Origin of the sequence: Mesorhizobium sp. M7A.F.Ca.MR.148.00.0.0, from assembly GCF_003997735.1 — a bacterium.
In the GTDB taxonomy this organism is placed as follows: domain Bacteria; phylum Pseudomonadota; class Alphaproteobacteria; order Rhizobiales; family Rhizobiaceae; genus Mesorhizobium.
Genome location: NZ_RZTB01000483.1, coordinates 1 through 317 on the forward strand (window position 1 = coordinate 1; position 317 = coordinate 317).

At 61.8% G+C, this 317-nt stretch carries 1 pseudogene; it reads left to right on the forward strand.

Annotation, left to right across the window (positions count from 1 at the left end):
• Positions 1-317, forward strand: a pseudogene (locus EOB49_RS35030) (sugar kinase); the annotation flags it as partial.

Sequence of the window (317 nt, forward strand, 5' to 3'; positions counted from 1 at the left end):
ATCTGGGAGCACGGCTGCAGAGCAGGCTCATCCTCAACCACCAGATCTACAAGGGGAACTCCAGCGCCAGCTTCGATCATGGCCTTGTGCGCCTGGAAAGCGAACTGACAATGCGCGGGCGCCCGTCCGAAATCATCTGGAGCAGCAGCCCTGAATGGCCGGACCTCGGCGAGGCCTACAGCGAATGGCTGGGAGAGTGTTCCGAGCGCCTCAAAGCGTCGATCTCCGCGCTGACCCAGTTTGTCGAGTTCAGGACGGTCGTCCTGTCCAGCTATGCGCCGCAAAAGATCGCCAAGGCCTTGTGCGCCGACATCGGC